Raw genomic sequence first — 25785 nt, forward strand, 5'->3', positions numbered from 1 at the left:
GTTTTAAAAATTTAGTAATAGGTGTCAGAGATGGTTTAGAACCCGCCCCTACATAATCGTGATCGATTATCGGAGATGATATTAAGACTGAATATGGTTAACAGCTTTCGGGGAAAACTTATGTTTAGTTAACTCTTGGGTGAGGGCGAATTGATTTTTTACACGATCTACAAATAAAACCCCTTCTAGGTGATCCATTTCATGTTGAATGGCGCGGGATAATAGTTCAGTGGCGCGAATGGTGCGGGGACGTCCGCTTTCATCTTTAAACGACACTTCAATCACTTCAGGGCGAGTCACATCCATATAAACCCCTGGAATACTTAAACATCCTTCTTGAAAGGGAGAGATTTCTTTACTCAACTTTTTAATCGTTGGGTTAATCAAAACTAAAGGCGGAGTTGCAGCGTTATCCGGTTCGCAGTCAATTACAATCAGTTGTTTTTGAATTCCGACTTGCGGCGCCGCTAAACCAATCCCATCGGCACTATACATCGTTTGTAGCATTTTTCGGATCAATCTGCGAGTGTCGTCATCCACGCGAGAGATCCGTTTCGCCGACTGACGCAGAACCCGATCGCCGAGATAATGAATTTTAAAGGGGGGATTGTCTAACTTTTGCTTTTTAACAATTACTTGAGAAGTCATGGATTCGTCACTCGCTTGCATAATTACCGTTCTACTCCCATCTTAAAGGATCTTTTAGACAGTCACCCGTCACCGTAGGGGCGGGGTCTTCAAAAATCTCTGTCTCCCACAAACAACTGATATAAACCCCGCCTCGGAGTCGGGAGGGAGTACGAATAAAAACCCGGTTTTTGGGAAAAAACTTGACTTTATTCCTTTGTTGTGCTAGCTTCGTAAGTAGATAGGATTGAACTCAACAAAAAGAGCCAGCAAGTTTATGTTTTCAGCAAATCGCTATTTTTATTATTGGTTTACCCCGGTTCACCGAGAGTGAGTCCAGTCTTTCATGGATACTCAAGGTGAGCCGCAGAACTAAGACCTGCGGCTTTTTAATTGCTCAGAACAAGTTTCCCAATATTACCGAACAGCAATGACTTTACTTTACACCTGCTTTTATGGCTTTTATTTTTGGCCCCGAACACATTCCGGGTAAGTTCTCATGCTGGTTTTTTGACCTCACCCGGAACACCTGAAAGTTCCGGGTTTTTTTTTGACTCATTCACAAACTTAACCATTCTCAAGGAGAAATTCACCATGTCTCAAGCTAAACTAGCAACCAAAACCCATCCCGAACACCAAACCCAGATTAAAATTAACGAACAGACAACCGTTGGCGGTGAAGAGTTGTTAATTATTGGTGGTCCTTGTACTGTTGAAAGTCTCGAACAAATGGAACAAGTGGCGGAACATTTAGCAAAAGCGCCCGTTCAACTGTTACGAGGCGGCGTCTACAAACCCCGTACTTCTCCTTATTCCTTCCAGGGTCTTGGCTTGGAAGGATTAAAAATTTTAAGGGGGGTGAGTGAGCGTTATAACGTTCCTGTTGTAACAGAAGTGATGTCTATTCCTCAAATAGAATCGGTTGTTGCTTATGCGGATGTGCTGCAAATTGGTAGCCGAAATATGCAGAATTTCGAGTTACTCAAAGCTGTCGGACAAGCGGGAAAACCTGTGATTTTGAAGCGGGGACTGGCGGCGACACTAGAAGAATTCATCATGGCAGCCGAATATATTTTGGCACATGGCAACCCCGATGTGATTCTCTGTGAGCGAGGAATTCGCAGTTTCGATAGTTTCACCCGCAATGTTCTCGACTTGGGGGCGGTTGTCGGACTCAAACAGTTAACCCATCTTCCTATTATCGTTGATCCGTCTCATGCAGCCGGAAAACGAGAATTAGTTGAACCCCTGGCACGGGCTGCGGTGGCTTGTGGGGCGGATGGGATTATGGTAGAGTGTCATCCTGAGCCGGAGAAATCGGTGTCTGATGCGCGTCAGGCGTTGTCGTTAGAGGAGATGCTTCAGTTAGTGGCAAATTTGCGTCCGGTAGCGGCATCTGTGGGGCGGAAAGTGATTGAGGTGGCCTCGGAAGCGATCGCTTGTGTGTAAACAATTTTAAACTGAAAATTCTGCAAAAACCCGGTTTCTGAGCAAAAGCAAGGAGGAACCGGGTTTCTCAGTTTATTTTTTTCTGAGAAAGGATTGACAATTTCAAGGCGATCGCAAAAAATAGGACACAACTCGGTTTGAATACCCATTTTCCCTCTAATTGAATTGAGGCTGGCTAATGAATCAGTTTAAATGATCGAAAATAGGCAGGTTAAAAATATTAACCTAAAACGGCTACAAACTCAATGACCTGAAAAAAATCTTGGAGGTTCCGGAACATTTATGCAAAGTTTAAAGACTTGCTTAATGAAACTGATCTTCAAGTTGTTACAAATTTGACAGTTTTTTAGGCTCGAGGATTCTATCTATAGTTAAAAATCAAAAATCTTCTGATAGTCTTGGGTTGAATCCGAAGAAGCAAGTTATTCAGCGATTGAGTCAATTCACAAGTCATCTAATCTAAGTTGGTCTATCACCCGGGTTAACTTATTGCTATTTACTGACTGGTAAATAGAGTAGGTTTTTGAACACATTTATCGAGGTTTTACGAGCTATGAAACGTGTATTTAAGCAAACTTTAGCAGCCGTCGCGATGACAGTTTTATCCACTTTGAATGTCGCCTCAGAAGCAATTGCGGTTGAATTTGGTAAGCAAGAAGTCCAACAAGAACGATTTATTGCGATCGCAGTTCCTCGTAACTATGGCTATTCTTTAGTGATTGTTGAACAGGTTTCTAATACGACGCCTTGTTGGAGTGAAAGCGGAAATAATCCGATTCAAGTTGATCCGTTATTGCTCAATTTTGATTTTACCGGAATTTGCGGACGAGCAACCGATAGTAATGGCTATTCTGTTCGCATGGGAGAACAAGATTTAGCCCTCTCCCATACGCTGAGTGTTCGAGGAACTGGAAATGAGATATTATTAGTGGCAACGTCTCGCGCAAATCCCCAAGAACAACCCATTGTAATTGGTCGAACCTATGGTCTTTCTAATGGCTTTACCAAAATTCTGTTAGAACCCGGTTGGCGGTTTACAAAACGCACTTATCAAGATAAAACTTTAGGTCATATTTACTTCACCAATGATACCTCTGCAAGTGCTTATTCACAAAGTATTAATCCCAGTCCAACCAACAACGGAAGTTCTAACAACACTGACAACAGCAGTTCTAGTAAAATTGACAATGGAACTTCTAACGGAACTTCCAACACCACTTCTAATAGAATTTACAACCGAACTTCTAACAAAACAGACAACAGCACTTCTAACAAAACAGACAACAGCACTGCTAACAAAACAGATAACAGCAATGCTAACAAAACAGATAACAGCAGTTCCAACAGAACTTCTAACGGAATTTTCGGCCGACTTTTCAAGGGAATTTTAACCGGAAATTCCAACAGAAGCCGATAAGCTTTAATTAAGGGAGATGGTAGAGACCTGTGCAGACACGTCTCTACATCTTCAAACTTTAGATCAGTGTAAAGCTCTGATAAAGCCCAGGATAGTCTAACAGGTTCGTCGGTGTTAATGTTAAGTCTGCACCATCTTCAAGAATAGCAATGGTATCCCCTTCAACTGCAATAATTAAGTCATCTCCAGAGGGGAGAATACTGTAGGTTTCACTAGAACTAATCACCAATCGAATTTCATCTCCTTCGGCTTGATTAAATCCTTGAATTAAAGCTTCTCCTTCTCCTTTGTAGAAGGTTTGAACCCCCTGAAAAAAGCCTCGGCTACTGACAATCGTATCACCAAAAACAAAGATATCCTTCCCAGAACTCCCAATAAGAGTATCAAATTCATCACTGCCGCCACTATATCCTACAACAGGCGAACTATTAGATGCAATTGATCGATTTACCCATTGACTATATTCTTCTGCTGAAATTTCTCCGTCATTGTTTGAGTCAATATTCTCTGAACCGATTGAAGGATAATTAACACTAACTCCATAAATTGTTTTGTCTCCTTCCCCGTAAGTTGCAATAACATCACTACTCGGAGTTCCTGTAAACATTGTGGAACGTCCTTCAAATTGCCCATATTCTCGATAGTGAGTTTGACCTGTGGGAAGTACCCCATTATTGATTGCGTCAACGACATCAGGATTTCTTTGCAAGTATTCGGGATTAGCAAAACTTGTCGTCTGTAAACCTTGTTGACGACCCACTTTTATAAAATGAGAAAACCCGCTTTTAGAAACTCCTGCTTCTATCTGTGAAGCAACACTAGGATTGCTATTGAGATAAAATGTTTCATCATAGTCTGGGGTAGTATTATTGCGTCCTTCTTCGTATCCAAACACAATAAAATGAGACAGTCCAGAAGGGAATCTCCTATCATTAAAAGCCTCTGCAACATCAGGATTATTGTCTAAATAATAGCCTTCATTGTAGTAGCGAGAAACGCCTGTTAATCCGAGTTGGAACCCAAAACGTTGAAAATGGTCTAAACCGGATTGAATGATGCCTTGTTCTATCGCAGGTTGCAGATAGGGGTATTGTTGGAGGTAATACTGTTCATCAAAGATATCAAAGTTCATAGCCGTAATCTAGCAAAAATGAGTTTTGATGTAGCAGTTCAAATTTTATGAGAAACTGTAGGATCAGCGTTTGAATACCCGATCAGGGCTGGAAAAACAGATCACCTTTATTAAGACGACGAAGAAGCCTATCACTCCATTTTTCCAGAGAATCTGCTTGAAATCGCTGAGGAACACCCACAAAGAACAAGCTACAATACCTCATCCATGTGAAAACTGCTATACCTCCAATGATAACCGATGATTGAAGTTTCTACTACTGATGAATCACGGTGCGGTTACAGCCTTGTTTGATGGCTTCATGGAGTCCTCGATCTGCGGTTTCAATCAAGGTTTTAGGTTGAGATTTGCTACTCGGAATGCTACTGCTGACCCCTAAACTTAGGGTAACATAGGGACTCTCTTTAGCTGAAGGATGATGTAGTTTTAACTGAGCAACTTCTGTGCGAATTTGTTCAGCAATTCTAAAAGCTTCAGCGACTGTTGCTTGAGGAAAAATCAAGCCAAATTTTGCATCACTATACCGAGCAATTAAATTTTTTGCAGGTTTAATGGGGCGAGAAATTGCCCAAGCGACGGTTCTTAAACATTCATCGCCTGATGGATCACCATTCATTGCAATATAAGCATTAAATTCATCGATTTCACATAAAATTAGAGAAATTGGCTCTTTTTCTAAGGCTAATTTTTGCCACTGTTCATTGAGATATTCATCAAAACGGCGGCGGTTTGCGACATGAGTAATACTATCAATAGTAGCGAGGCGGTGAAGTTCTTGGTTGGCTTTTGTGAGGGCTAACTCTGTCTCTATACGAGCGCGAACTTCTTGCTCTAAGAGATTTTTCTGCTCGGTTAATAACTTTTGTTGATGTCGGATCGTCAGATGAGTTTTCACTCGGGATAAAACTTCTTGAAACTGAAAGGGTTTTGTCACATAGTCTACTGCACCCATTTCAAAAGCAATCACCTTATCTTTTTCATCATTGAGAGCGCTTAAAAAAATCACGGGAATATCGCGAGTTTTCGCTTCTGCTTTCAGGGCATGACAAACTTCATATCCACTCATATCAGGCATTCTAACATCGAGTAAAATCAAATTGGGCGGTTCAGCTTGGGCTGATCTTAACGCCATTTGTCCGTTAATGGCTTTGCGAACTTCATAGCCTTGTTCTAATAGCATACTCGACAAAAACCGCAAATTATTGGGGGTATCATCCACAATAAGAATACTAACTTTACGATGTTCTGTTTTATTTTCACTGATCATTTGTTAATCTAATCCTCTTAAAAGTTGAGATCTATAATTGTGATGATTAAACCCTGGATGCAAACGTCGGGAGTTGAGTCGGTACCCACAGGGTAAAAGTTGATCCTTCACCGAAAACGCTTTCAACACTTAGATCTCCTCCCATTAATTGACAGAGTTTTTTTGCGATCGCTAAACCGAGTCCTGCACCGCCATACTTGCGAGTAGTTGACTCATCTTCTTGGGTAAAGGGTTCAAAAATTCTGGCTAATTGATCAGGTTTAATCCCAATTCCCGTATCACTACATTTTACCAATAACACATCCCCTAAACCCGGAGTAAAATCGACTTTATTTTCTTCAGAAACTCTCATAGGTAACTGTTCTCTAGTAATCCGTTCTAGACTCAAGGTAATGCTACCATTGTGGGTAAATTTACAACCATTACTCAGGAGTTGCAAGATACATTGACGAATTCTGCGGCTATCCGTATTCATAGAACCCGGATCATTAATATAGTCAACCGTTAAAGTATTATCATTTTTATCGGCTAGAGGTTGTACTTGAGTAAGCGCTTCATCGACCAGTTCTTTCACCTGAAATTCATGGGGATAAACTCGTTGTTTACCCGTCTCGAGTTGACACATTTCCAAAATATTACTAAAAATAGCCAGTAAATCCTGTCCAGCGTGGTTAATTTGTTGAAGATCAGGAATCAAATCTTCTAACTGTTGATCTTGAGCTTCCATTTCTAGCAATTGACTGTAGCCAATAATCGCATTCAGAGGAGTACGAAGTTCGTGACTCATCATCGCTAAAAATTGACTTTTAACCCGACTAGCTCTTTCGGCGATATCTCGAGCCTGAATCAATTCTCGCAGGGAATCTTCCAGTTGAACCTGAGTTTGTTGTAACTCATTGAGCGTGTGTGTCAATTCTGTTGTTCGTTCTTGTACTCGCAATTCTAGGTCTTTGGTGAGTCGCCGCAACGTGAGATGAGTTTTCACTCGCACCAGCACTTCTTCGACTTGGAAAGGCTTGGTAATATAATCAACGCCACCGACTTGAAAAGCCAAAACCTTATTAAAAACATCATCCAAAGCGCTCAAGAAAATCACCGGAATATCGCGAGAGGCTTCCATTGATTTAAGCTGAGAACAAACCTGATAGCCATCCATATCAGGCATTTTAATATCGAGCAGTACCAAGTCCGGCGGGTCAGTTTCCACTGAACGGATCGCCATCTTGCCATTGATGGCTTTGCGAATTTCATACCCCTGCTCTTGCAATATTGAAGATAAAACGCGCAGGTTGTTCGGGGTATCATCAACAATCAGGATATCAGCTTTGTAGTCCCGAACGGGATTGTGAGTCATCGGATTTGGAATTTGCAGTTGTGGTAAGAATTCACCCCATCCGTCAATTTTGGCGGTCAATGGGGATAGGTATCTCAATAACGTACACTCATGTTTGTTGCTATTTTATCTGATTTTGAACCGATTTTTTGAGGATTATTCTTGATCGGTCTGGGGAGTCATCAACTCTACAATGCGGTCAAATTCAAAGTTTTCTACCATCTGGGTTAAGGCTTTGGCGACAGAAGCATCACTTTCAGGAATAGCTTGAATTAGATCCAACATTTGTCGATCTCGACCCACCAAAGCGGCTTGCTGCATTTGTGATCGCCATTCTGCTGACATCATCTTCAGGTGTATTGGCTCGATTTTTTCTTCGATTTCATCGGAATTCAAACACCGATTCAAATTCATTGCTGATGTTTTTGGTCGATAAATATACCGCACCCCCAAATAATGAGCAATCTTCTCAAAAATAATTTCTTCTCGAAATGGCTTCCCGACAAAATCATTACATCCCGCCTCTAAAACGGCGCCGCGATCTTGTTCAAATGCACTCGCTGTTAAAGCAACAATCACAACTTGATCTCCCTCAGAAGAAGCGCGAATTTGTTGAGTCGCTTCATATCCATCGAGAATCGGCATTCGCATATCCATCCAAATAAAATGCGGTCGCCAACTGTTCCAAATCTCTACTGCTTCTTGACCGTTTTCTGCTTCTTGAACTTGAAAACCGACTGAGATTAACAGCCGCGATAGCAGTTGACGATTTTGCCATTGATCATCGACAACTAAGATGCGATACTCGGGTTGATCGGGTTCTAATCCGATGGCTGTTTGTAGATTTTTTTGTGCTTGAATATCACAGGTTTCTGTGGGAGTGACTCGAATATTAAATAGAAAGGTTGTTCCGACCCCTAAATCACTTTTTACGGTAATATCTCCGCCCATCATCTGTACAAATTTACGGCTAATGGGTAATCCTAAACCAGTTCCTTGTTGAGATTTTCGTCCTGTTTCCGTTTGAATAAACGCATCAAAAATGCTATGAATTTCATCGGGTGCGATTCCGCTTCCGCTATCTGTTACCTCGAAGACAAGATTAACAGTATCTTGTGAATATTCCGCTTCAGAAGTTTGTTGTTTAACTTTTAAAGTTACGCCGCCTTTTTCAGTATATTTGATCGCATTGACCAGTAAATTAATCAAAACTTGACGCAGTTTACTGTCATCGGTTTTGACAAATTGAGGAACATTTGCATCTCGCTGAAATTTCAGAGATAAACCTTTTGTTGCCACCTTTAAATGTAGCATTTTCTCTAAAGTCTCGAGTAAATGATGCAGATCGAAACTGCTTTCATTTAATATCATCCGCCCGGCTTCTATTTTGGATAAGTCTAAAATATTGTTAATTAAAGTCAGTAAATGTTCGCCGCTACTATTAATAATATTCAGATTATTTTGTTGTTCGGGGGTGAGAGAGAGATCGCGATTCATCAATTGAGAAAAACCTAGAATCGCGTTTAAAGGGGTTCTGAGTTCGTGGCTCATATTTGCGAGAAATTCACTTTTAGCGCGGTTCGCCGCTTCCGCCGCATCTTTGGCTTGTTCTAACACCATTTCCGCTTGTTTGCGCTGCGTAATATCTTTTAAAATCGCGGTAAAAATCCAACCATCGCGAATTTTTAACTTAGAAATCGAAGCTTCAGCCGGAAATTCTTCACCATTTTTTCGGCGACCATAAACTTCTCGAGATCGTTCGCCCATTTTGCGAGATTGGCATTCTAAACTCGAGAAATCACCGACATATTGATGATGAAATTTTCGGGATTTCATCGGCAGAAGCATTTCTAAAAATTCACCAATGGCTTCAGCCGCAGAATAGCCAAAAATCTTTTCAGCCCCGTGATTAAACAGTAAAATCTTTTGAGTTTCATCTACCGAAATAATCGCATCTTCTGCATTATCTAAAATTCCTGCTAATCGTTCTTGACTTTCTTTGAGTCCTTGTTCGGCGCGATCGCGTTCTAAACCTATCGGAATAATCTCTCCCACTCGTTGAATTAACTTGATTTCTTCGGGACTCCAAACTTTCTGATAACGAACCCTACTGCAACCAACGGAACCGACAATTTCTCCGGCACTCATCATCGGAACGGCGAGAAAAGATTGAGTTCCTTCATGTTTCCAGTTGCGTTTTTCATTACTGGCTTCTTCGGGTAAATCTTCTATATTGGGAATGTGCAGAATATTATTATTTTGAAGCTGTTGATAACTCCAACCCAGAGGTTTAATAGACATTCCTTGTACTTTGTGCATCACCGAGGGAATATTCTGATTACACCACTCATGGGTCATGTTAATAAACTGTCGTTCTTGATCAGAATATTGAACCACATAACAGCGATCGCTATCGGTTAGCTTGCCAATTTCAGCGAGAGCAAAATTAATCGCCGTATTCACATCTTGGTCCACAAACTGCTGAAAAATCCGACTAATTGAATGGTCAATGTTGGAGCGATTTTGCAAAGCCAGTTCAGTTTGTTTCCGTTCTGTGATATCATTGAGTATACTTAATACACAAGTTTGTCCGTTTAAATTAATCAGTTCTGCTGAGTATAACCCAATTCTAATCTCTCCAGATTTGCTGCGAAAATCACATTCAATACTGCGAACAATTCCTTGTTGATCGAGGATTTCAAAGATGCGATCGCGATCTTCCGAATGCGCCCATATCTGCAAATTGAGTGTATTTTTATCCCTCACCTCCGAGGGGTGATAACCAAAAAAATTAAGCGCACTTTCATTAAATTCTATAATATAACCATCTAATAACCGCGTGATGATACTGGGATTGGGGTTACTCTGAAAGGCTTTATAAAATTTATTCTCAGAAAGTCGTAATGCTCTTTCTATCTGTTTGCGTTCCCAAATTTCTTCTCGTAACAGTTGGTTGACATCTTTGAGTTGGATCGTCCGGTCTTCGACGCGAATTTCTAACTCTTCAAAAGCCGTTTTTAACTGACGCGCCATTTGATTAAACGACTCAGCCAATACCTCTAATTCACTCACACGAGCGGTATGAACGGTTTGATCGAGCTGTCCAAAAGCGATGGCTTGACTCGCCCGCGCTAGTTGTAAAATTTGCCGAGCAATCCAACGAGAAGTCAACCAACCCAACCCAATTGCTAATATTAAAGCGGCTAAACATACTATAATTGTGGTGCGACGGTTGGCATTAATTTGTTCCATAAAATCCGCTTCAGGAACCACCACCACAATCAACCAATCCAATCCATAACCATCAGAATAGGGCGTAACCGCCAAAAAATGCCGTTTACCATCTATTTTAAAATCGAGTTGCTGGGCCTGGGTAATTTGGTTTAGAGATCCGACAGATTGAATCAAATTTTTAATAGTCGCCCGAGTCAGAGGATCTTGACTTTCTACGCCTGGAATTCTCAGCCATTGATCACTGTCGGGGTTAATCTGATCAAGAGGTTCGTAGGTAGAAGTCGCAACCAGTTCCCCGGAACGTTCTAGAATAAAAGTTTCGCCGGAAGGAGTCAATTTGAGGCGGCGCAGAAAATCACTTAACACCGTTAAAATGACATCAACCGCCATCACCCCTTGTAGATTCCCAGCCCTATCATAAAACGGTTGAGCCGCCGTTAGCCCAAACTCTCCCCGTACAAAAGGGTAAATCGGACTCCAAGTGGCTTTTCCGCTTTTGATCGCCGCATTGTACCAAGGTCGAGTCCGAGGATCAAAATCATCCAGGGGTTTGAGGGGAGAAATAGGATCGAGTAAGGGATCGCGCTGCTTTAATAAACGTTGATAGTAAGCCTGTGAGGCGAAACTGGCGAGGGAAGTCTCAGGAGTGCGATAAACGCCGAGGTAGTCTCCGTCAGCAGTACCCAGATAGATTTCTTGGACGGACTGAAATCGTTGCATTTGCAACATAAAGCGATTTTCAATCACCGACAAATTTTTCAACGCCAGTTGTCCCCCCCGAGCCGCATCTGTATTAATCTGGGTAATCAGTAGCGGTTCTTCGAGATAGTTGTCGAGTCGTTCGTTAACGTGATCGCCGAGTTCATCCATCAACTGACTGGCTAAGTCCTGCACTGCTTTTTGACCGTTGCGATAAGCCAAATACCCCGTTAGCCCGACGACCGCAACAATCTCAATCGCAAAGGGTACGATCAAAATCAGTTGTAAGGGCATTCTCAGCTTTCGACTCAACAGACGGCGTAGGGGATTAACAGGCATAGCTGGGATGGCAGGGGAGACAGAAGAATTAATTTAAGCTTAATTTTGACCAATCGTATCGGGTGTATGGGGGAATATTTAAAACAATTTACACAATTTAATCGTAAGCCATCTCAGGAACAATTGTTAGCGGATCAATGCCTGAATTGGGTGAAACCGCTACAATCAAAATAAACTTTAATTGATAAGCCGAAAAGGTGTGAACGAGTCTGTGTCTTCTCCAAACAATCCAACTCAACCGTTTCAGTTTGACTCCATCGCAGACGCCCTGGCTGACCTGAAAGCCGGACGTTGTATTGTGGTCGTCGATGATGAAAATCGGGAAAATGAAGGTGATCTTATTGGTGCGGCTCAGTTTGCAACACCCGATATGATTAACTTCATGGCGGTTCATGCGCGAGGCTTAATTTGTTTAGCCCTGACAGGCGATCGCCTCGATCAACTCGATCTCCCCTTGATGGTCGCCAACAACACCGACAGCAACCAAACCGCTTTTACCGTTAGTATTGATGCGTCTCCGGCGATGGGGGTCAGCACCGGGATTTCTGCTGAAGATCGCGCCCGCACCATCCAAGTGGCGATCAATCCCTCGGCTCGTCCCCAAGATTTGCGACGACCAGGCCATATTTTCCCCTTGAGGGCGCGAGAAGGGGGGGTTTTGAAACGCGCAGGTCATACAGAAGCGGCGATTGATTTAGCTCGGTTAGCGGGGTTGTATCCGGGTGGGGTGATTTGTGAAATTCAAAACCCGGATGGTTCGATGTCTCGTTTACCCGAGTTAATTGAATACGCTCAAATTCACCATCTCAAACTGATTAGCATTGCCGATCTGATTAGTTATCGCCTACTCCATGATCGCTTTATTCATCGCGAATCGGTTGCCAAATTGCCAACTCAGTTTGGTGATTTTTTGATTTATGCCTATCGCAATACGCTGGATCAATCCGAACACGTGGCGATTATTAAAGGCGATCCGATGCGGTTTAAAAATATGCCTGTGATGGTGCGGGTGCATTCGGAATGTTTGACGGGAGATGCCTTTGGATCGTTGCGTTGTGACTGTCGGATGCAGTTGCAAAGTGCGTTGAAAATGATCGAACAGGCGGGGGCGGGTGTGGTGGTTTATCTGCGTCAGGAAGGCCGAGGAATTGGGTTGATTAATAAGTTAAAAGCCTATTCTTTACAAGATTTGGGATTGGATACTGTAGAAGCCAATGAACGCTTAGGGTTTCCGGCGGACTTACGAAATTATGGCATGGGAGCGCAGATTTTAAATGATATTGGGGTGAAAGAAATTCGGTTGATTACGAATAATCCTCGTAAAATTGCCGGGTTAAAAGGCTATGGAATTGAAGTGGTGGATCGGGTTCCGTTGTTGATTGAAGCAACGGATTATAATTCGGTTTATTTGGCAACGAAGGCGAAAAAGTTGGGTCATTTGTTGATTCAAACTTATTTAGTCACGGTGGCGATACAATGGCAGGAAACCGGTGTGCAGTCTGTGGCGGAAGAATTGAATCTAGAGACGCCTGCAACGCCTGCTGTGTTGAAATCTGCCGCCCAACTTTATGAACGTTCGGAGCGTTTAGAAAAGCTGACGGATTTAGTCATAAGTCACGATTTACTGTTACAAGAAGAACAGCGTCCTGTGGCTACGGCGTTGTTTCATCGGGCGTCTTTGACGTTTCATTTGGGTTTAGATCAACCGGATTCTGCGAGTTCTGATTGGTATGAACAAATCGATCATCCTTATGTCGAAGCGATCGCCAAAATTCTCGATCAAATTATCACGTTTCCGGGACTGAAAAAGTTAGAATTTCTAGTTTCTCCGGGGGTTGATCCGTTAGGGAGTTTAAAGGTACAACTTCAGCGAAAAACTTTTCCTTTAAGTCAATTTCCTTCCTCAATTTGCGATCAGCTTGAACCTCAAACCATTTACACTTTCTCTTAAAAGAGAGCTAATTTTAAGGCATCCGTTATAATGGGGAGATTAAGTGAACAATTTAACTCGTCCGCTTAACTGAAAAGGGTATACGAATAACAAACTCGGTTCCTTGTTCGAGTTGAGAATGACATTCGATAGAACCGCCATGTTTTTCGGTGATAATCTGATAACAGATCGATAAACCCATTCCGGTTCCTTTTCCCACAGGTTTTGTGGTGAAAAAGGGATCGAAAATACGCTCTTTGATGTCTTCGGAAATCCCTAAACCGTTATTGGCGATCGCGATCATCACTTGATCATCGGAGGTGAGTTCTGTGCGAATTTTAATGTGAGGGCGATCAAAGCGTTCTCCGTTTTCAGTAAAATGTTTGAGCGATTCTTCGAGAGCATCAATGGCGTTGCTGAGGATATTAATAAACACTTGATTGAGTTGTCCGGCGTAGCATTCTACAGGTTGTAAATCACCATATTCTTTGATCACTTCAATGGCTGGACGGTTCAGATTTTTGTGCAGACGACTCTCCAAAATCATCAAGGTGCTGTTAATTCCTTCGTGAATATCAATGGTTTTCAATTCCGCTTCATCCAGACGGGAAAATGTTCGCAGTGACTCCACGATTTTCTTGATGCGTTCTGCTCCCGTTTGCATGGAATTAATCAGTTTCGGTAAGTCTTCAGTCACAAAGTCTAAGTCAATTGTAGCGATTTCTGCGATAATTTCTGGATGAGGATCACGGTAGTGAGTTTGATAGAGTTCAATTAGTCTAAATAGATCATTGGCATAATCGTGAGCATGAGTTAAGTTACCATAAATAAAGCTGGCTGGATTATTAATTTCATGGGCGACACCCGCAACCAGTTGACCTAAAGATGACATTTTTTCATTTTGAATCATTTGGGCTTGAGTGCGGCGAAGTTCTTGCATCGCTTGTTCGAGTTCTTGAGCTTTTGTTCGAGTTTGATCGTAGAGTTCAGCTTGTTTGAGTGCAATGGCTAACTGTTCGACTACTGCTTCTAATAAACTGATTTCTTCATCACTCCAATTCCGCATTTTTTCATAGTGGGTACTACAGGTGAGTAAGCCAATTTTACCGGAATATTTGGGGAGGGGAATACTCACAAATGATTTGGTTTGAGTGGATTTTAAAACTTGTTTAAACAGTCTGTTTTTTTCGAGATCAGCATCGAAAATTTTTGTCACTTTTGAGTTTAAAGCTCGTTCGGTGATTGGCGAAATCAAAGCATCTGAAAATTTTTGTCCTTGAAAGTCCGGTAAATCAGGGTTATGAGATTCTTGAATGACTTCTAAGTAGGGTTGACTATCATCAGGATAATATACACAGAAGCTACAACGATCTACAGATAAACACTCTTTGACACTTTCTAAAGTCGCTTTTAAAATTGTATCAAAATCTAGGGATTTACGGATTTGTGTTGTGAGTTGGTTGAGGATTTTTTCTCGTCTGGCTTGCTGTCTTAGGTACTGCTCTGTTCGCTTGCGATCTGTTATTTCAACGGCAATTCCGACTGTCCCTAAAACTTGATTGTGATCACTAATAATTGGGGTTTTGTAAATTTCTAACCAGCTTACTTTACCATCAGAATAAATGATTTTTTTCTCGGAAAGCAAAGGCTTGTCTGAAATCATAACGTCCTGATCATCTTTGAGGATTTTACGTGCTAATTCCTCCCCAAAAAAATCAGAATCGACTCGACCAATCATTTGCTCAGGAGTTAAACCAAATTGGCGACTCAAAGGATCATTCACCGCAACAAATTGACCTTGTTTGTTTTTCAGCCAAGCCATGTGAGGAATATTATTGAGTAAATATTTGATCTGATTTTGTTGAATTCTCAGCTTTTCTTCGGTGCGTTTCCGTTCGGTAATATTTTCACTGGTTGCAATAATTTGATAAACTTTACCTTGAGAATTTTTCAAGGGTGCAAGGGTGATAAACCACCAGGTTAGCTCATTTTCAATCGAAAATCTTTCTTCAAAAGAAAGGCTTTCACCCGAGCGAACAACTTCCCGGTATCGAGGGAGGAAAATTTTAGCCATTTCCGGCGGAAAAGCTTGTTTGAGGGTTTGACCAATAAAACTTTTTAGCGGTTGACTAAAAGCTTTAATGGAAGCGGGATTAAAGCGAACCAACCGAAAATCTTCGCCCTGATTAATAACATCCAGAACAAAAATTCCATAATTAATATTATCCCAAATACTTTGTAGAAAAGCTTTTTGGATTTTCAGTTCTTGTTCAGTGCGTTTAAAATCGGTGATATCGGTGGAAATACCACAGATCGCATAGGGTTGATTATTCTCGTTTAATAACGGAAATTTTACGGCTAAAAAATGACGTTCCCCTTCCTGAGAAATCACCGTTTCTTCGAGATGAATCGGTTGACCTTGCTCAATGACCTGTAAATCATTATCTAGAATAGATTCAGCAATTTTAGCGGGCATAACTTCTAAATCTGTTTTACCGATCCAGTCGGCTTGTTTCACCTGAAAAATTTGCTCAACAGCCCGGTTCACTAGAGTATAACGAGCTTCTAAATCTTTCACATAAATGCCAACGGGTGTATGATCAAGAATAGCTTGCAGTTGTGCCTGAGAACGTTTTAATTCCAATTGAATCCGTTTTTGTTCGGTAATATCAATTGCCATTGATGCGACTCCGACAAATTCATTTTTTGCAGTAACGAGGGGAGTATTGTACCATTGACAGGTAATAAAGCGACCGTCTTTCGTGAGATTTTTGTTAATATTATAACTCCCATTCTTTTGGGTTAGTAAATCAGCAACGACCTTACTCACCTGTTTTCGTTCAAATTCAGGAACCAAAAATTCCAGATTACTTCCGATCGCTTCGGAGGCGGTGTAGCCAAAAATCCGTTCAGCCGCCGGATTCCAAGCTGTTACCTGAAACTCAGTATTCCACTCAATTACTGCTAAGGGTGTTTGCTGAACTAATAGGGACAATCGTTGCTCAGAAACTCGCAGTTTATCTTCAATGCTGTTGCAATTGCCTAGTGTGTGGTCAAGGGTATTGCTAATATCTCTAAACGACCAAATCCGACCGAAATAGTCTCCTGATGGAGAGCGAAGCGGCAGACAATAACGTTCAAAAATACGTCCATCTTTCAACTGTACTTCATCTTTGATAATCTGTTCGGGATGTTGGTAAACATACTCAACTTTAGCGATAAATTCTTTAGGGGAAAGCAGTTGATCTAAAACATATCTTAATAATTCTGGGTCTTTACCCCGTCTGATCAAAGCTTGGGGAATATCCCAAAGTTGACAAAATTTTTGGTTATAAGAAAGAACTTGGCGATTTTCATCAATCATCAAAAACCCCTCGAAAGAAGCTTCCTGTTGAGCTTGTAAAATAGCCTTGCTGCGGCTCAGTTGTTCTTTGAGGCGAGTTTGTTCAAGTTCTGCTTGTTTGCGTTCGCTAATGTCGCGACAAACACAGATCAAAATTTGATCTTCGGTATAACTTAGAGAAATATCTTGGAAAAACTTGCTGCCATCTTTGCGTTTCGCGATCGCTTCTCCGCGCCAATACCCCACAGACTCTAAAATAGGAATGGCTTGTTGTTGCAAACGGTTGGCTTCCTCTGGTTCATAGAGAACTTGCCAAGATTGACCGATCAACTCCTGTACGTGATCATAGCCAAAAATCCGCAGATGTTGAGAATTCACATAAAGATATTGACCGTTCTCCAGCAAAGCAATACCATCCATCGCCGCTTCCAGAGCAGCATCTTTTAACCGTAGAAGTGCTTCCGAAGTTTGAGCTGGGTCAAGATTCGTTTCACAGGGTGCAGAAACTTGAGAATCAGCAGATTGAGAGGTGACTGGGCGAGCAGAGTTGGACGAATTCATAGCTGAACGTATGGGAGTGAGCAGTAGATGAGAAAACGGGTGTCGGAGATCTTCTTCTGTCCAGTATGCCTTAGATTAATAGATTTGCGATCTTCATCCGGCTTGTCCGCTAGATGAGATATCGAGTTGTTATTCTCTCTGAGAAATCGAGCTAATTTCTAACCGATTTTATCAAAATAATCAGCTCAAAACTGTGGAATTTTTGGGTTGAATTTAATCTCAAAAAATCAACGGATTTTTTTTCATAAAATTCGCGGGTTTTTCTTCTGTTTAATTCAGATCCTCTAAGATGAATGTCGGTGACTTTCTCCTACAACTCGGTTTACAACAAAAACAACTCCTGGGGGCTAATTTAGCAGGAGCGCAACTGCGGGGCGCTAATTTTCGGGGGTTAAATCTCAAAGGAATCAATCTGAGTGAGGCGTTGCTTGTTTATGCAGACTTAATTGAAGCCGATTTAAGTGAAGCCAATCTCAGTCGGGCTTTGTTGTGTGAAGCCTTTATGAATCTGGCGAATTTAACGGGAGCGAACCTCAAAGGCGCTAATTTGCGTGAAGCCACTCTCCTGGGTGTTGAACTTACAGGAGCGAATCTTTCTCAGGCGAATCTCAAAAAAGCTAATCTTGTGGGTGCTAATTTAGATCAAGCGAATTTAACAGGCGCTAATCTCAGCGATGCTGACTTAAGAGGCGCTCAATTATTCACAGCGATTCTCACAGGTGCCGTTTACAGCAACCGCACGTTATTTCCCCCAGAAATTGATCCGGTTATAGCGGGAGCTTATCTATTAGCTCCTGATGTGTTTTTAGCAGATATTAACCTCTCAGGAGTTGACTTGAGTGGAGCAGATCTCAAAGGGGCAAATCTACGCGGAACCAATCTTTTTAAAGCTAATTTATTTGGGGTTAATTTTAGTCGAGCTAATCTTGCAGGATCTAATTTAAGCAGTGCTGATCTCAGAGAAGCTGTTTTAAATGAAGCGATTCTAGAAAAAGCCATTTATGATCCCAATACTCGCCTATCTCCGAATATTGATCTGCGTCAGGGGGGGGCTTATTTAATTGCGGCAAATGTTTCACTTCCCGGAGTCAATCTGAGTGGCGTTGATTTGAGTGAAATTTATCTTTCTGGCGTTAATTTATGGGGTGCTAACTTAAATAGCGTGAGTTTAAAAAATACCGATTTAACTCAAGCAAATCTCAAGCGTGTTTTATTGAATTATGCTAATTTAGAAGGGGTAGATTTGCGAGAAGCTGATTTAACAGGAGCAAGTTTGTTAGCTGTTAATCTCCAAAATTCAGACTTGAGAAAAGCTGATTTTACTCGTGCAATTTTAGATCAATCTGATTTGAGTAATGCAGATTTACGCCAGGCTGATTTTACCCAAGCCAGTTTACAAGGGGTTAACTTTGCGGATACAGATTTACGGGAAATTGACCTAACTCGCGCTAATCTTTCAAAAGCTAATCTCGAAAAAGTGAACCTCAGTCAAGCTGAATTAATCCGAGTTAATCTAGAAAATGCCAACTTGTCTGGTGTAGATTTGAGTCATTCAATATTATGTCAAGTGAACTTAAAAGGTGCTAATCTCAAAGGCGTTAATCTCAAACAAGCTGTTTTCAAAGATACCGATTTACAGGGAATAAACTTAGACGAGGTAGAATTATAAAAACCCTCAGAATTGACCCTATCCATCAAAAATACTTGTTTGTTGAGCATGAGACTAACATCAAAAATACTGATCATTTATCGGATAATTCGGGTAATATTAGTATTAACTTAAGCATTAGGTTGTATATGCCGAATCTCAGCCTCAAACCCACCCATAAACCGATTAAAGCCTACTACGATGCTTTAGAACAGTATGCTAAATTGGGAGTGAACCACGAAGGGGCGGTACAAACCGCATTTCAGCAGTTACTAGAGTCTTGTGGTCAGCAGTTCAAATGGACTTTAATTCCACAATATGCCATTCAGCGACCCAAAAAAAAGCCGATTCGGATAGATGGGGCTTTAGTAGATGATTATAACTTAGCTCGGGCTTATTGGGAAGCCAAAGATATTAAAGACGATTTAAAGAAAGAAGTTCAGAAAAAATTTGCGGTTGGCTATCCTAAAGATAATATCATTTTTCAGCAACCTGATCGCGCTATTCTTTACCAAGATGGTAAGCTGGTGATGGATGAAGATATCACTAAACCGCAGATGTTAGTTGATGTGGTGCGTCAGTTTTTTGAATATCGTCCTCCGGCGATTGAACAATGGGAAAAAGCCGTTGATGAGTTTGGATTTCGGGTTAAAGAACACGCCACAGCATTACTAGAATTAATTCGAGAACAGAGTCAGAAAAATAAAAGGTTTATTGATGCTTTCGCTAATTTTTTACAACTTTGTCGCCAGTCTATCAACCCCAATCTTTCCGAAGAAGCGGTTGAGGAAATGTTGATTCAGCATTTATTAACCGAACGAATTTTTAGAAGTGTATTTGATAATCCAGATTTTGCCCAACGGAATATTATCGCCAGAGAAATAGAAACAGTAATTAATGCTTTAACGTCTCGATCTTTTAGTCGCAGTCATTTTTTAAGTAAGTTGGATCGGTTTTATGGGGCGATAGAGGAAACCGCAGCAACGATTGATGATTATTCCAAGAAACAGGATTTTCTCAACACAATTTATGAAAAGTTTTTTCAAGGGTTTTCGGTGAAAGTAGCCGATACTCACGGGATTGTTTATACACCCCAACCGATAGTTAATTTTATGGTGAAAAGTGTTGAGGAGATTTTACAGAGGGAGTTTGGGAAATCGTTGGTTGATAAAGGTGTACATATTCTCGATCCGTTTGTGGGAACGGGTAATTTTTTGATTCGGGTGATGCGGGAAATTGTAGACATTCAAAAATCGGCTTTACCTTATAAATATGAACAGGAGTTACATTGTAATGAGGTGATGTTGTTACCTTATTATATTGCTTCGATGAATATTGAGCATGAGTATTTTGAACAGGCTGGGGAATATAAATCTTTTGAAGGGATTTGTTTGGTTGATACCTTTGAAGATCAGGCGGTTCAACAATTGGATTTATTTAGCCCGGAGAACATGAAGCGGGTTCAAAAACAAAGAAATTCTAATCTGTTTGTGATTCTGGGAAATCCGCCCTATAATGTCGGTCAGGTGAATGAGAATGATAATAATAAAAACCGCAAATATACCAACAAAGATAAAACGGGAATTGATGATATTGTTTCGGGAACTTACGCCAAAGCCTCAAAAGCAACGAATAAAAATAGTCTTAGCGATCCTTATGTTAAAGCGATTCGTTGGGCGAGTGATAGAATAAGTGATGAAGGAATTATTGCCTTTGTGACGAATAATAGTTTTATTGACCAAATAGCCTTTGATGGGATGAGACAGCAGCTAGAAAAGGAGTTCGATCAAATCTATGTCTTTGACTTGGGAGGAAATGTTCGCAAAAATCCCAAGCTGTCAGGAACAACTAATAATGTTTTTGGGATTCAGGTGGGTGTGAGTGTTAATATATTTGTTAAGAAAAAAATTAAGGAGGAGATCTGATGCAAAGCTCAATATCTACTCACTTTACGATTGAAACAGAACAAGAATTGGATGATCGTTGGATCGCAGAAATTTTAGAAATACCGGGTGTTTTAGTCTACGGTTCAACTCAACAAGAAGCGATCGCAAATGTGCAAGCTTTGGCGTTGCGAGTGATTGCTGACAAACTCGAACACGGAGAAATTAGCTTGGGTTTGACAAGTTTAACCTTTGTTGCTGTTTAGAAAATCCTAATATGAGTCAGTGGTCATCGACAAAAGCTAGAAAAGTGTTAGCCGCACTAGAAAGAATTGGATGGCGAATTAAACGACAAACCGGATCGCACAAAATCCTATGATTCTAGCATGACGGATTCTCACCAATAAACTCAAGCACCAGGAGATAAAAATGCAAATTGCTTTAAAGCCAGAACAAGAAAAATTTATTCTTGAAAAATTACAGCAAGGTAAGTATCAAAGTGTTGATGAGTTGTTAGCAGTAGCATTTAAACTTTTGGAAGAACATGATTATAAAGAAAGACAACTGCTTGAACTAAGAGAAAAGATTGCTCAGGGAACACAGCAAATTCGTGACGGAAAGGTTGTCGAGGGTGAAGCGGTGTTTCAACAGTTACAAGAAAAGCTAGACCGGATGGAAAAAGGCTAAACATGGGTAGTTATGTTTTCTCGGAACTAGCAGTTCAAGACCTGAATGAAATTTGTGATTTTATTGGTCAAACCAATACAACAGCAGCCAGCAAGTTGTTTGATTCTATTCGGAAAAAATGCAAATTAGTTGCTGATTTTCCCAACATGGGTAAAGATTATACATGGATTGTTAGATCGAATGAAGATATTGCAAGACTTGTTACTCTTTATGTTAGGAGGCGCAAATGATTAAACCTGATTTGTTTGATGTAGTAGAACTATTAGTTGATATTTCTGAATTAGGACTTCAAGCAGGCGATCGCGGTGCTATTGTAGAAAAATACAGCGATCGCGCTTATGAAGTCGAATTTACAAATCCAGAAGGGGAAACTCTTGCACTGCGTACCCTCTCTCCTGAACAGTTTATTGTAGTCTGGCAAGCTAAAACACAAACTTGGGTATCTATTAGCGATCGCATTACCGCCGCCGTTAAAACACTTTCAGAAGAAAGACAGCAAGAAGTCTTAAATTTTACCCGTTCCTTGTATAAAAATTAGTTTAGAGGTTTATGAAAAAAGCTAAGATTTATTATGCCAGAATGGATGAGTTTTGGCGGAAAGAAGAAAAGTTAGATTATTTAGAAAAACTTCAACATATTGGCAATGTGGAATGGGAAGACATTAAGCCAGATAAAAATAATACATGGCTAACTGAGGGATTAGAAGATGATTTTGAGACTTTTATTCCCTTGGGAACTAAAGAAACGAAATCAGCTAAAGGAGATGTAAGTGATTGCTTGTTTAAAATTTATAGTCGAGGAGTAGCAACTTCTCGTGATGTTTGGGCTTATAATTTTAGCAGCGAAGCTCTTTCAGCAAATATTCTAAAATTTATTAATAATTACAATGAGCAGGTTATTAAATGGAAGCATAGAAATGATCTTTCAGTTCAAGTTGATGACTTTGTTAATTATGATGACAATAAGATTAGCTGGTCTGAAAGTCTAAAAAACAATTTAAAGAGAGGTATTACCCTTGAATATCAATCCCAAAATGTAAGATGTTCTTTGTATCGTCCTTTTACTAGCTCATACCTATATTTTGATCCTGCTTTGAATGAACGCAGATATCAATTCCCCTCAATATTCCCAACTCCTGAAACTGAAGAAGAAAATCAGGTAATTTGTGTAAGTGGGGTTGGTTCAGAAAAACCATTTACATCAACTATTAGCGATAAAATTGTTAACCTAAGTTTTCTTGGTGGTGGTAGTGCATATCAATGTTTCCCCTTCTACACCTACGATGAAGACGGAACAAACCGCAAAGAAAACATCACAGATTGGGCTTTAGAACAATTTCGCAATCAATACCAATATCCCACAATTACTAAATGGGATATCTTTTATTATACCTATGCAATCCTTCATCATCCCGACTACCGAGAACGTTACGCCGCCAACCTCAAACGAGAACTTCCCCGCATACCCTTCGCCCCAGAATTTCACCCTTTTGTAACAGCAGGAAAACGACTCGCAGACATTCATATCAACTACGAACAACAGCCTGAATATCGCCTAAAATACCTGGAAAATAAAGACTTACCGATAGATTGGTGTGTCGAAAAAATGCGCCTTTCCAAAGACAAAACCCAACTCAAATATAACGACTTTCTCACCCTAACAGGAATTCCCCCAGAAGTATTTGAATATCGCTTAGGAAATCGTTCGGCTTTAGACTGGATCATAGACCAATATCAAGTAAGCATTGATAAACGTAGCGGAATTACAAACGATCCCAATCGCCTAGACGATGAAGAATATATTGTTAGGTTAATTAAAAAGGTGATTACTGTGAGTTGGGAAACCGTGAAAATTGTTAAAAATTTACCCGATTTAGGATTGCCTAATGATTGATAGTTTAATCAATGGTCTAATGCACCGACTATCGATTGAGTTTTACCCGACATGGCGATCGCTTCTCCGGCACTTTTCCAAGCAGCAAAACTCGGCGGAAAACCCTGTACATTATCATAGCCCAAAAGATGTAATGTCATCACTCCCATCGCCGAACGATAGCCCGTAGTACAGTATACAACAACCGGGCGATCGCTTGGAATTTTATCGAGATTTTCTGCTAAAGTTCGCAGAGGAATATTAATCGCATTCGGAATATGCCCAGACTGATATTCAGAAGATTCTCGCACATCAACTAACAACAGTTGACGACTGTTCAACAAGCTTTTTAATTTTTCAACGCTACCAATGGTATAATATCCTGATGGAATCGAAGTCAGAAATTGATCGACTTCTAATTCCAGATCGGGGAATGTGTTAGGTTGAGTGACTGTTGCAGCCCAGAGGGAGTTCTGTTCAACGCCTAAAAATAAGTAAAGCAATAATGCGAGTCCGAGTAATGTTTTTTGAAGTAATTTTTTGAATGGCATAAAAACTTGTTCCTGTTTATTAGAGTTTGCTGAAATGGTGAATTCAATTACTTGGTTGTTTCCAATCCGAGACGTTTCCACTCGACCATCCCGCCCGTAATATTAAACACCTGAGTAAATCCGGTTTTTAGTAATTGATTAGCCGCAATTGGACTGCGGTGGGCGGTTAAACAAATAACAGCGATTGGTTGTTCTTTAGGTAATTGCCGAAACCATTCAGGCAGCATCCAACGCCATCCTAATCCCAAGCCCATTAAGATGCGGGGTAAGCTGAGATTTCGAGCATTAGAAGCATGACCCGTTTTGTATTCTAATTGACTGCGAACATCGATTAATAAAGGAAGATTAGGTTGGTTAATAAACTCTGTTGGTGACAGATTGATCACCGATTGCTGATCAGTCGTTAATATTGACATCATGCACCTCTCTACAAATCGCTTTGACTAAGGGGAAATTTCCCAAAAATGCTGCCATCCCATGAAATGCTAAACCCACCAGGGCTGTTTTCCAGTGCGGGGATCTGTTTCTGTCCAGGGTAAGATCAAAATGCTGTTTTCAATAACCGCAACCTGAACAATTTTGAGTGGAAGAGGTGCAGGACCTCTGATCACCGAGCCATCGGGGGCGTACAGAGAACCATGACAGGGACATTGAAATTCCTGTTCTGTGGGATTCCAGGGAAAAGTGCAGCCCAAGTGAGTGCAATTATCGACAATCCCAATTACATCCAGGGTATTGTCTTCTTTGACGATTAGATAGGTCGGTTCACCCGCCAAACCTGCAACCAAAGCGCGGGTACCAGGTGGCTCTGCTAAGATTTGCGCGGCGGGAATGGGGGTTCCCAAAACATCTTTAGCAAGAATTGCACCCCCAACCCCAGTTTTTTCGGGAATTGGGATGATAAATTTTCCGGCTACATAGAGGATAGAACTTGTGGTAGCTGCAATGGTGGCTCCGGTGAGAAAGTTGAGTAGCTGACGCCTCGAAAGGGATGGACTTTCGAGAGGAAGGATATTATCCATAGGGTTTTTAAAAAAAAATTGTTAATTTGTGAACCGATTGCAAAAACTTGGCTACCGTAACACAGGTCTTGCAAGGCAATTGACTTTATTTTAGCATATAACTAAAGAGTTATACAAATATTGAGTAGATTGAGTGGGTAATCAAGACAGGAGTGATCATAGGTTTGGGTAGGTTGGAGATGGCTAAAATGAGTTTGTTGTCTTTTAATTTAAAAATTCCCACGTTAAATCTGTAGAGTGCGTCAGATTTTGAATTCAATTATCTAATCACTAACTTAATTGTCTGATGCACCCGACGGACGAAAATATCATAATCTTCAAGAAGAATTCTGTAGGGTGCATCAGATTTTCAAGTTAATGATCTAATCACGGGGTTAATTGTCTGATGTACTCTAGGACTCGAACAGATGATATAGTTTATACTGTATACAGTATTCAAGTGTATACAGTATTCACCGAAGGACAGCGTTAATGGAAATTCAGGAACTTAAAGCTTTAATTAAAGAGAGTGTGCGGGAAGTTTTACCGAACATCGCGAAAAGCCCCTGCCTTCAGGTATGGGGATGGATAGCCGTGAGTCGAAGACGAACAGTTATGTTATCCGAGTGTGTTTGTGGTAAGATAACTCCATGATAGTTAGAGAAGCTAAGTTATTGAACGGTTCCAAGTCTCAATACGAAAGACTTGATGAAGCCATAAGAACTGCTCAGTTCATCAGGGTGCGACGTGAAAAGTCGCGTGTAAGGCGCATCAGCGCTAAGTAATTGAGGAACCGCTCCTCTAGAGGATTC

At 40.8% G+C, this 25785-nt stretch carries 20 protein-coding genes; 11 read left to right on the forward strand and 9 right to left on the reverse strand.

The genetic code is table 11. The features are described 5' to 3' along the window. Positions 1-81: 81 nt before the first annotated feature. A complete protein-coding gene (gene def, locus WN50_RS03300) occupies positions 82-648 on the reverse strand; it encodes a peptide deformylase (RefSeq protein ID WP_046281415.1) in 567 nt (188 codons plus the stop codon). 552 nt (positions 649-1200) lie between these two features. Between def and WN50_RS03305 the strand changes: the two genes are divergently transcribed. Together WN50_RS03305 and WN50_RS31295 are read left to right on the forward strand one after the other, a co-directional pair. Beyond that, positions 1201-2076 carry a bifunctional 3-deoxy-7-phosphoheptulonate synthase/chorismate mutase gene (locus WN50_RS03305; RefSeq protein ID WP_281062629.1) on the forward strand — a complete coding sequence of 292 codons (876 nt, stop codon included), beginning with the start codon at positions 1201-1203 and terminating at the stop codon, positions 2074-2076. A gap of 553 nt (positions 2077-2629) precedes the next feature. Further along, positions 2630-3493: a DUF3747 domain-containing protein gene (locus tag WN50_RS31295; RefSeq protein WP_063847361.1), complete on the forward strand. Its 864-nt coding sequence runs from the start codon at positions 2630-2632 to the stop codon at positions 3491-3493. Positions 3494-3551: 58 nt separating this feature from the next. Here the strand turns inward: WN50_RS31295 and WN50_RS03315 are convergent, their stop codons facing one another. The 4 genes from WN50_RS03315 to WN50_RS30745 form a co-directional block, all read right to left on the reverse strand. Further along, positions 3552-4625 (reverse strand): polysaccharide deacetylase family protein, encoded by a 1074-nt coding sequence (locus WN50_RS03315; RefSeq protein ID WP_046281405.1) that lies wholly within the window; start codon positions 4623-4625, stop codon positions 3552-3554. A gap of 256 nt (positions 4626-4881) precedes the next feature. After that, complete coding sequence (locus tag WN50_RS03320; RefSeq protein WP_046281404.1) at positions 4882-5892, reverse strand: diguanylate cyclase domain-containing protein; 1011 nt, start codon at positions 5890-5892, stop codon at positions 4882-4884. Between the two features lie 46 nt (positions 5893-5938). After that, complete coding sequence (locus tag WN50_RS03325) at positions 5939-7246, reverse strand: ATP-binding response regulator (protein WP_046281413.1); 1308 nt, start codon at positions 7244-7246, stop codon at positions 5939-5941. A gap of 135 nt (positions 7247-7381) precedes the next feature. Further along, positions 7382-11497, reverse strand: a complete 4116-nt coding sequence (locus WN50_RS30745) for a PAS domain S-box protein (protein WP_082172278.1) — start codon at positions 11495-11497, stop codon at positions 7382-7384. 211 nt (positions 11498-11708) lie between these two features. On the opposite strand from WN50_RS30745, the gene ribBA reads away from it, so the two are divergent. Next, positions 11709-13448 carry a bifunctional 3,4-dihydroxy-2-butanone-4-phosphate synthase/GTP cyclohydrolase II gene (gene ribBA, locus WN50_RS03335; RefSeq protein WP_046281411.1) on the forward strand — a complete coding sequence of 580 codons (1740 nt, stop codon included), beginning with the start codon at positions 11709-11711 and terminating at the stop codon, positions 13446-13448. A 52-nt stretch (positions 13449-13500) separates the two neighbouring features. On the opposite strand, the gene WN50_RS03340 is transcribed toward ribBA, so the two are convergent. After that, positions 13501-17331: a PAS domain S-box protein gene (locus WN50_RS03340; RefSeq protein ID WP_049557875.1), complete on the reverse strand. Its 3831-nt coding sequence runs from the start codon at positions 17329-17331 to the stop codon at positions 13501-13503. A gap of 289 nt (positions 17332-17620) precedes the next feature. Between WN50_RS03340 and WN50_RS03345 the strand changes: the two genes are divergently transcribed. Genes WN50_RS03345 through WN50_RS03375 form a run of 8 tightly spaced genes read left to right on the forward strand, consistent with a single transcriptional unit; the run spans position 17621 to position 23442 of the window. After that, a complete protein-coding gene (locus WN50_RS03345; protein ID WP_046281403.1) occupies positions 17621-19000 on the forward strand; it encodes a pentapeptide repeat-containing protein in 1380 nt (459 codons plus the stop codon). A gap of 35 nt (positions 19001-19035) precedes the next feature. After that, positions 19036-20904: an N-6 DNA methylase gene (locus WN50_RS03350; protein WP_235440820.1), complete on the forward strand. Its 1869-nt coding sequence runs from the start codon at positions 19036-19038 to the stop codon at positions 20902-20904. Then, entirely contained in the window at positions 20904-21128 is a 225-nt protein-coding gene (locus WN50_RS03355; RefSeq protein WP_046281402.1) for a type II toxin-antitoxin system HicB family antitoxin, read from the forward strand. The genes WN50_RS03350 and WN50_RS03355 overlap by 1 nt, the downstream gene beginning before the upstream one ends. Positions 21129-21139: 11 nt before the next feature. Then, entirely contained in the window at positions 21140-21241 is a 102-nt protein-coding gene (locus tag WN50_RS33715) for a type II toxin-antitoxin system HicA family toxin (RefSeq protein WP_235440821.1), read from the forward strand. A 50-nt stretch (positions 21242-21291) separates the two neighbouring features. Next, positions 21292-21549, forward strand: a complete 258-nt coding sequence (locus WN50_RS03360; protein ID WP_009787846.1) for a ribbon-helix-helix domain-containing protein — start codon at positions 21292-21294, stop codon at positions 21547-21549. A gap of 2 nt (positions 21550-21551) precedes the next feature. Then, positions 21552-21779 (forward strand): type II toxin-antitoxin system RelE/ParE family toxin, encoded by a 228-nt coding sequence (locus WN50_RS03365; protein WP_046281401.1) that lies wholly within the window; start codon positions 21552-21554, stop codon positions 21777-21779. Further along, complete coding sequence (locus WN50_RS03370) at positions 21776-22087, forward strand: DUF4926 domain-containing protein (RefSeq protein WP_046281400.1); 312 nt, start codon at positions 21776-21778, stop codon at positions 22085-22087. Before WN50_RS03365 ends, WN50_RS03370 begins: the two co-directional genes overlap by 4 nt. An 11-nt stretch (positions 22088-22098) precedes the next feature. Beyond that, entirely contained in the window at positions 22099-23442 is a 1344-nt protein-coding gene (locus tag WN50_RS03375; RefSeq protein ID WP_072075537.1) for a type ISP restriction/modification enzyme, read from the forward strand. Positions 23443-23450: 8 nt separating this feature from the next. Here the strand turns inward: WN50_RS03375 and WN50_RS03380 are convergent, their stop codons facing one another. The 3 genes from WN50_RS03380 to petC all read right to left on the reverse strand — a co-directional run bounded on the left by WN50_RS03380 (position 23451) and on the right by petC (position 24994). Then, positions 23451-23972 (reverse strand): rhodanese-like domain-containing protein, encoded by a 522-nt coding sequence (locus WN50_RS03380; RefSeq protein WP_046281407.1) that lies wholly within the window; start codon positions 23970-23972, stop codon positions 23451-23453. 47 nt (positions 23973-24019) lie between these two features. Next, positions 24020-24391: a rhodanese-like domain-containing protein gene (locus WN50_RS03385; protein ID WP_235440822.1), complete on the reverse strand. Its 372-nt coding sequence runs from the start codon at positions 24389-24391 to the stop codon at positions 24020-24022. Between the two features lie 66 nt (positions 24392-24457). Next, the gene (gene petC, locus WN50_RS03390) at positions 24458-24994 is read right to left on the reverse strand and encodes a cytochrome b6-f complex iron-sulfur subunit (protein ID WP_049557883.1); all 537 of its coding nucleotides are present in this window, start codon (positions 24992-24994) and stop codon (positions 24458-24460) included. Between the last annotated feature and the right edge of the window lie 791 nt (positions 24995-25785).

The sequence above is a fragment of the Limnoraphis robusta CS-951 genome, from assembly GCF_000972705.2.

Coding starts and splice junctions, on each gene's coding strand:
- WN50_RS03375 (WP_072075537.1), top strand. CDS start 22,099: ATGAAAAAAGCTAAGATTTATTATGCCAGAATGGATGAGTTTTGGCGG.
- WN50_RS03340 (WP_049557875.1), bottom strand. CDS start 17,331: ATGAATTCGTCCAACTCTGCTCGCCCAGTCACCTCTCAATCTGCTGAT.
- WN50_RS03345 (WP_046281403.1), top strand. CDS start 17,621: ATGAATGTCGGTGACTTTCTCCTACAACTCGGTTTACAACAAAAACAA.
- WN50_RS03315 (WP_046281405.1), bottom strand. CDS start 4,625: ATGAACTTTGATATCTTTGATGAACAGTATTACCTCCAACAATACCCC.
- WN50_RS33715 (WP_235440821.1), top strand. CDS start 21,140: ATGAGTCAGTGGTCATCGACAAAAGCTAGAAAAGTGTTAGCCGCACTA.
- WN50_RS03355 (WP_046281402.1), top strand. CDS start 20,904: ATGCAAAGCTCAATATCTACTCACTTTACGATTGAAACAGAACAAGAA.
- WN50_RS03380 (WP_046281407.1), bottom strand. CDS start 23,972: ATGCCATTCAAAAAATTACTTCAAAAAACATTACTCGGACTCGCATTA.
- WN50_RS03370 (WP_046281400.1), top strand. CDS start 21,776: ATGATTAAACCTGATTTGTTTGATGTAGTAGAACTATTAGTTGATATT.
- petC (WP_049557883.1), bottom strand. CDS start 24,994: ATGGATAATATCCTTCCTCTCGAAAGTCCATCCCTTTCGAGGCGTCAG.
- WN50_RS03360 (WP_009787846.1), top strand. CDS start 21,292: ATGCAAATTGCTTTAAAGCCAGAACAAGAAAAATTTATTCTTGAAAAA.
- WN50_RS30745 (WP_082172278.1), bottom strand. CDS start 11,497: ATGCCTGTTAATCCCCTACGCCGTCTGTTGAGTCGAAAGCTGAGAATG.
- def (WP_046281415.1), bottom strand. CDS start 648: ATGACTTCTCAAGTAATTGTTAAAAAGCAAAAGTTAGACAATCCCCCC.
- WN50_RS03365 (WP_046281401.1), top strand. CDS start 21,552: ATGGGTAGTTATGTTTTCTCGGAACTAGCAGTTCAAGACCTGAATGAA.
- WN50_RS03320 (WP_046281404.1), bottom strand. CDS start 5,892: ATGATCAGTGAAAATAAAACAGAACATCGTAAAGTTAGTATTCTTATT.
- WN50_RS31295 (WP_063847361.1), top strand. CDS start 2,630: ATGAAACGTGTATTTAAGCAAACTTTAGCAGCCGTCGCGATGACAGTT.
- WN50_RS03325 (WP_046281413.1), bottom strand. CDS start 7,246: ATGACTCACAATCCCGTTCGGGACTACAAAGCTGATATCCTGATTGTT.
- WN50_RS03385 (WP_235440822.1), bottom strand. CDS start 24,391: ATGATGTCAATATTAACGACTGATCAGCAATCGGTGATCAATCTGTCA.